General features: G+C 60.9%; 5 protein-coding genes. 1 reads left to right on the top strand and 4 read right to left on the bottom strand.

Annotated features, from left to right (window positions below):
- Window positions 1-256: 256 nt before the first annotated feature.
- From B0D71_RS20660 to B0D71_RS20645, 4 genes are all read right to left on the bottom strand, one after another.
- Window positions 257-1,285 (bottom strand): IS110 family RNA-guided transposase, encoded by a 1,029-nt coding sequence (locus tag B0D71_RS20660; RefSeq protein ID WP_103392895.1) that lies wholly within the window; start codon window positions 1,283-1,285, stop codon window positions 257-259.
- A gap of 157 nt (window positions 1,286-1,442) precedes the next feature.
- Window positions 1,443-2,192 (bottom strand): enoyl-CoA hydratase-related protein, encoded by a 750-nt coding sequence (locus B0D71_RS20655; protein WP_103396392.1) that lies wholly within the window; start codon window positions 2,190-2,192, stop codon window positions 1,443-1,445.
- A 29-nt stretch (window positions 2,193-2,221) separates the two neighbouring features.
- The gene (locus B0D71_RS20650) at window positions 2,222-3,157 is read right to left on the bottom strand and encodes an iron-sulfur-binding ferredoxin reductase (RefSeq protein ID WP_103396391.1); all 936 of its coding nucleotides are present in this window, start codon (window positions 3,155-3,157) and stop codon (window positions 2,222-2,224) included.
- Window positions 3,150-4,256 carry a GGDEF domain-containing protein gene (locus B0D71_RS20645; protein WP_103396390.1) on the bottom strand — a complete coding sequence of 369 codons (1,107 nt, stop codon included), beginning with the start codon at window positions 4,254-4,256 and terminating at the stop codon, window positions 3,150-3,152. The genes B0D71_RS20650 and B0D71_RS20645 overlap by 8 nt, the downstream gene beginning before the upstream one ends.
- A 433-nt stretch (window positions 4,257-4,689) precedes the next feature.
- On the opposite strand from B0D71_RS20645, the gene B0D71_RS20640 reads away from it, so the two are divergent.
- Window positions 4,690-6,213: a fumarate hydratase gene (locus tag B0D71_RS20640; RefSeq protein ID WP_103396389.1), complete on the top strand. Its 1,524-nt coding sequence runs from the start codon at window positions 4,690-4,692 to the stop codon at window positions 6,211-6,213.
- The last annotated feature ends 113 nt before the right edge of the window (window positions 6,214-6,326 follow it).

Raw genomic sequence — 6,326 nt, 5'->3', positions numbered from 1 at the left:
GCTCCTACATCTATGGTTACCCCCTTTTCTGCAATACTGTATTTGATGCGTGTTTGGCTTGCTTTCATCTATCCGGCGTCTGAGTGGGGGTGTCGCCCCGCGCCTCGATGAGAATCGATGCCCAACGACCCTAATTAGTTGAACGGCCTTACAGCCGTGTAGGAGCCCAGGGTTGTCGTCAGGCCGGTTGGCCGTTCACGTCATCAGTTATCCAGCATCGCAAAACCAGGTGGGTGGTGCTCGGGTGACAGCGGGGTCAGGCGTTCATCGCGGCTGGCCCCGCATCGAATTCAGTGTGGTGTGCGGCTATCGCCCAGGCGATTCTTGCCAGCTTGTTGGCCAGTGCGCAGACCACGAGATTGGAGTGATGGCGGGAAGCTAATAGTTGGCGGACCCAGTCCGCCAAGGCGCCTTTCTGTCGTTCCAGTTGTATCAAGTACACACGGGCGCACTGGATGAGCAGGCGCCTCTGATTTCGATCGCCGCGTTTACTGATGCCGAGCAACACGGTTTTATCGCCCGTACCGTGCTGTTTGGGTACCAGCCCGATCGACGCCGCATAGCCTCGGCCGCATTTGAACTGTTTGCCATCGCCCAACTCGGCAGCCAAGGCGCTGGAGGTGATCGGGCCGACACACGGCATGGTCATCAAACGAGCCGCCAGATCATCTTCAGCTGCTTGGCATTCCACCTCCTTGTCCAGCGCTTTGACCTTCCCATCCAGATAGTTGAAGTGCTCATGCAACCCCATCAGAATTTTTTTGATGGAGCCGGAAAATGAACTCATCTCAAGCAATGCTGGAAGCTCTTTGATGGATTTGAAGCCGGGAGCCAGGCTGATACCCACCTCCAGCAGGGCTGCGTGAATCCGATTGACGGTGGCGGTACGGTCTTTGATGAACGACTCACGAACCGAATTGAGCATCGCCAGCGCCTGCTGAGCCTGGGTTTTGGGGTGCACGAAGCGCATTGTGGGCCGGGTCGCCGCCTCGCAGATCGCTTCGGCATCAGCGAAGTCGTTTTTGTTGCTCTTCACGTAAGGGCGTACCAGATGTGGCGCAATAAGCTTGGGCGTATGCCCCAGCTTGGCGACTTCCTGCGCCATGAAATGGGCGCCGCCACAGGCTTCCATCACGACGGTGCAGGGTTCCAGTTTCGCCAGATATTGGGTGAGTGCTGCGCGCGTAAACTTTCTGCGGTGAACCTCGTGGCCGCGATCATCTTGAGCATGAAGATGAAAGGAATGTTTTCCGAGGTCGATGGCGGCAATAGCTACGTTGTTCATGGCAATGATCTCCGATGAGCCCTCTGTGAAAGCTTAGTGGGCGATCACAGGGGGCAGCGGGGGGGGGTAGCCATTTCATTAGTTGATTGGCGGCGTTCATACGAACCCTGTAGGAGCGAGCTTGCTCGCGATGGGGCCGGCCCAGCCAGCAAAAGACTCAATGCCGCTTGATAAACCCCGTCAACGCCGCCAACGCTTCCGGCGATCTCAGCCGCTGGGTAAACAAAGCCCCCTCCTCTTCAATCACCTTGCGCAATAGCTCCCGGTCCGGCGCCTTCATCAACTGCTTGCTGATGCGCACCGCTTCCGGCGGTAGCGACTCAAAACGCAACGCCATCTCCCGCGCCTTGGCCAAGGCTTCTTCACCACTGCCCAAGGCTTCGGACGCAATGCCCCACGCCGCAGCCTGTTCACCATTGAAACCATCACCGAGCAGCAACAACTCCGCCGCTTTCGCCTGCCCGAGCAAGCGCGGCAGAATCAGGCTGGAGCCAAATTCCGGGCACAGGCCAAGGTTGACGAATGGCATGCGCAACCGCGCATCGCGGCTGACATAGACCAGATCGCAATGCAGCAGCATCGTCGTACCAATGCCCACTGCCGCGCCAGCCACGGCGGCGATCACCGGTTTGCGGCATTCGAGCAGGTTGAGCATGAAGTGGAACACCGGGCTGTCGAGGTTGCTCGGCGGTTGCTGGACGAAATCGGCGATATCGTTGCCGGCGGTGAAGCATTCGGCGGAACCGGTGATCAGCACGGCGTTGATTTCAGGGTCACTGTCGGCCTGTTTCAGCGCTTCGGCCAGGTGGCTGTACATGGCGCGGGTCAGGGCGTTTTTCTTTTCGGGGCGATTCAGGCGCAGGGTCAACAGGCCGCGTTCGCGTTCAACTTGGATGGCATCGGTCATGACAGGTCTCGCGTCTGAAAAGTCAGCGCTCAACCACGGGGCAGGAACACATCGGCCAGCAGTTGATTGCGCGGCAATCCCGCCAGATAAAGGCGCCGGGCAAAGGCGTCGACACTGTCGGGGGCTCCGCAGAGTAAGGCCAGGGTTTGCCGGGAAACAAGCCGCAGTTGCGCCAAAGCCGCTGGCAACTCAGCCGCGGTCCACAGTTCGACACTCAGGTTCGGACGGCTGGCGGCCATGGCTTGCAGCGGTTTGGCCAGGTAGTGCTCATCGGCATCATGAGCCAGGTGAATGACACGGATGGCGCCCTGGTGATCCTGGCGCAGCGCTTCGCGCAATACGCCAAACAATGGCCCCAACCCGGTACCTGCGGCCATCAACCACAACGGCCGGGCGTGCCAGTCCGGGTCGTAATGCAAGGCGCCGCCGCGCAGTTCACCGAGGCGTATCGGGTCGCCGATGCGTAATTGCCTGGCGGTATCGCTGAATTCCCCGGGCTTGCGGCAATCGAGATGAAACTCCAGAAACCGGTCTTCTTGCGGCAGGCTGGCGAGGGAGTACGGCCGCGCTACGCTTCCCGCCCACAACACCAGGTGCTGGCCGGCGCTGTAGCGCAACGGGCGCTGAGGGACTACGCGTAGACGCAGGACCGTGGCGCTCAACCAATCGACCGCAGCCACTTCGGCCGGTCGACCATCGGTTTGCGGGTCGAAGGCATGCACCTGCAAGTCCTCGACCACCTGGCACTGGCAGGCCAGGCGCCAGCCCTGATCACGCTGCTGTGCACTCAGGGCATCGGGGCGACTGTCGCCAGGCAGGCCCCGCACACATTGCACCAGGCACGCATGGCAACTGCCGGCGCGGCAACTGTAAGGCACCGGCACGCCGTTCTGATTCAGCGCATCGAGCAGGTTGCTGCCCACCGCCACCGACCAGTGGCGCTCGCCGACCCGCAGCTCAGGCATCGATGTTCTCCCACGCTGCCGCGCATCGGTTGCGACCGTCACGCTTGGCGCGATAAAGCGCCTGATCGGCCCGTTGCAGGGCGTCATCGAGGTCATCACCCCGCTCCAGCAGGGTCATGCCGGCGGATAGGCTGAGGTTGCGCACATTCAGACCAATCAATTCGACATCGGTGAACGCAATGCGCAGCCGTTCGCAGCACGAGGTCAAACTATCGGCATCGCAATCGGGCAGCAGAATAACGAACTCTTCACCGCCGTAACGGGCCAGAACGTCACCGTCGCGCAGGCACGCGGTGGCAACGCCGGCAAAGGCTTGCAGCACCTGATCGCCCGCAGCATGCCCGTGCAGATCGTTGATGCGCTTGAAATGGTCGAGGTCGATCAGCGCCAGGCCATGCACCACATCGGCGTCCATGGCGTCCAGCTCGCGGGAAGCCAGATGCAGGAAGTGCCGGCGATTGAACAGGCCTGTGAGCTCGTCGGTGGCCACCAGGTCTTCGAGCTGACGCATCATCCCGCGCAACGTGTCCTGGTGCGCCTGCAACGCAAAACGCCGCTGGCGCATACGCTGCCGCGAAGCTTGGACATAGCGGGCATACAGCACCAGCCACACCAGCACGATGAACAGCACGCAGACCTGCAACACCGCCATGGCCGGGTCGGGCAACTGAAAGTGATAGCCCTCCCACAGTGTGATCGCACTGAAACTGAAGAACACCAGCAGCGCGCAACGCACAAAGGACCGGCGCGACAGATGGAACAGGCCGAACAGCAGGATCAGCACGTAAAACACCAGAAACGCACCCCGGGCTTCGTCCAGGTGGGCGATCAGCCAGGTTTGCCAGCCCAGCCCCAGCAACACTTGCGCCTCGGTCAGGCTGGGGTCGGCGAAACGCAGGTTGCAGCCGCTGTAGAACACGGCAAACAGGATGGCCTGGCTGGTCACGACCAGTGCGCTGCCGATGGCGACGCTGGACAGCGGCGCGTCGTAGTGACCGGTAAAAAATGCCAGCCACAACAACAGCAATGCCAGGGCATAGGTGCCGGCCGCGAGGGCGAAACGTTTGAGCAACAGGCGCTGGATGGCGTTATGGGTCAATCGTGACTCACCAAATGAAAGGAGACTGACAGAGCGTCCTACTCTACAGACCGAATGTCACTTTAGTGGCGTGGCCGATAAATGACCATTCAATTTTCGTCGGGTCTAAAACAGCTGCCACGCCACGCCCCCTGTAGGAGCTGGCTTGCCAGCGAAGGCGCTCTCGCAGGCGATACGGATGGAGGCTGATCCACCGCTTTCGCTGCGATGCGGCGACCCGACAAGCCAGCTCCTACAGGGTTCGAGTTCGACAATGAGACCAAGGTTTGACCACTGGCGCGTGTGCCGTTCAACGAGGCGCGGTATACTGCCGCGCCTTTTTAGCGTCGCGCCAGCTTGCCCGGCGTGCCTTGAAAGGTGCTTGCAACCGACCGATGCACCCAAGCTGCAAGCACCTTATTGAATGTTCCCGTCTTTTAGAGGAGCGCGACTCATGACCGTGATCAAGCAAGACGACCTGATTCAGAGCGTTGCCGACGCCCTGCAGTTCATTTCCTATTACCACCCCGTGGATTTCATCCAGGCGATGCACGAAGCCTACCTGCGCGAAGAATCGCCAGCGGCCCGTGACTCGATGGCACAGATCCTGATCAACTCGCGCATGTGCGCCACCGGCCACCGCCCGATCTGCCAAGACACCGGCATCGTCACCGTGTTTGTCCGTGTGGGCATGGACGTGCGCTGGGATGGCGCCACCATGGGCCTGGACGACATGATCAACGAAGGCGTGCGTCGCGCCTACAACCTGCCGGAAAACGTCCTGCGTGCTTCGATCCTCGCCGACCCGGCGGGCGCTCGCAAGAACACCAAGGACAACACCCCGGCCGTTATCCACTACTCGATCGTTCCGGGTAACACCGTGGAAGTGGACGTGGCGGCCAAGGGCGGCGGTTCCGAGAACAAATCGAAGATGGCCATGCTCAACCCGTCCGACTCGATCGTCGACTGGGTGCTCAAGACCGTTCCGACCATGGGCGCCGGCTGGTGCCCACCGGGCATGCTCGGCATCGGCATCGGCGGCACCGCCGAGAAAGCCGCTGTCATGGCAAAAGAAGTGTTGATGGAATCCATCGACATTCACGAACTCAAAGCACGTGGCCCACAGAACCGCATTGAAGAAATGCGCCTGGAGCTGTTCGAGAAGGTCAACCAACTCGGCATCGGCGCCCAAGGCCTCGGTGGACTGACCACCGTGCTCGACGTGAAGATCATGGACTACCCGACCCACGCCGCTTCCTTGCCGGTGTGCATGATCCCGAACTGCGCCGCCACCCGTCACGCGCACTTCGTGCTCGACGGTTCCGGCCCGGCCTCGCTGGAAGCGCCACCGCTGGACGCCTACCCGGAAATCGTCTGGGAAGCCGGTCCGTCGGCCCGTCGCGTCAACCTCGACACCCTGACCCCGGAAGAAGTACAGAGCTGGAAGCCGGGCGAAACCGTCCTGCTCAACGGCAAGATGCTCACCGGTCGCGACGCTGCGCACAAGCGCATGGTCGAGATGCTGAACAAGGGCGAAACCCTGCCGGTGGACCTCAAGGGTCGCTTCATCTACTACGTCGGCCCGGTCGATCCGGTCGGTGACGAAGTGGTTGGCCCGGCCGGTCCTACCACCGCCACGCGGATGGACAAGTTCACCCGTCAGATCCTCGAGCAGACCGGTTTGCTGGGCATGATCGGCAAATCCGAGCGCGGCCCGACCGCGATTGAGGCGATCAAGGACCACAAAGCCGTTTACCTGATGGCAGTCGGCGGCGCGGCTTACCTGGTGGCGCAAGCGATCAAGAAATCCCGCGTGGTAGCTTTCGCCGAACTGGGCATGGAAGCGATCTACGAGTTCGACGTAAAAGACATGCCTGTGACCGTTGCGGTCGACAGCAAGGGCGAGTCGGTACACATCACCGGTCCTGCCATCTGGCAGAAAAAGATCAGTGAAAGCCTGGCGGTGGAAGTGCAGTAAGCACTTAACCGCTGATTAAAAAAGAGCCGCGCTGTTTGTACGACAGCGCGGCTTTTTTTGTGCCTGCTGGTCACCAACCCCCGGGGACTGGCCTACCATCACTTGTAATGAGT

The sequence above is a fragment of the Pseudomonas laurylsulfativorans genome (assembly GCF_002906155.1).
GTDB classification, from domain to species: Bacteria; Pseudomonadota; Gammaproteobacteria; order Pseudomonadales; family Pseudomonadaceae; genus Aquipseudomonas; species Aquipseudomonas laurylsulfativorans.
This window is presented reverse-complemented; position numbering and strand designations above follow the sequence as displayed.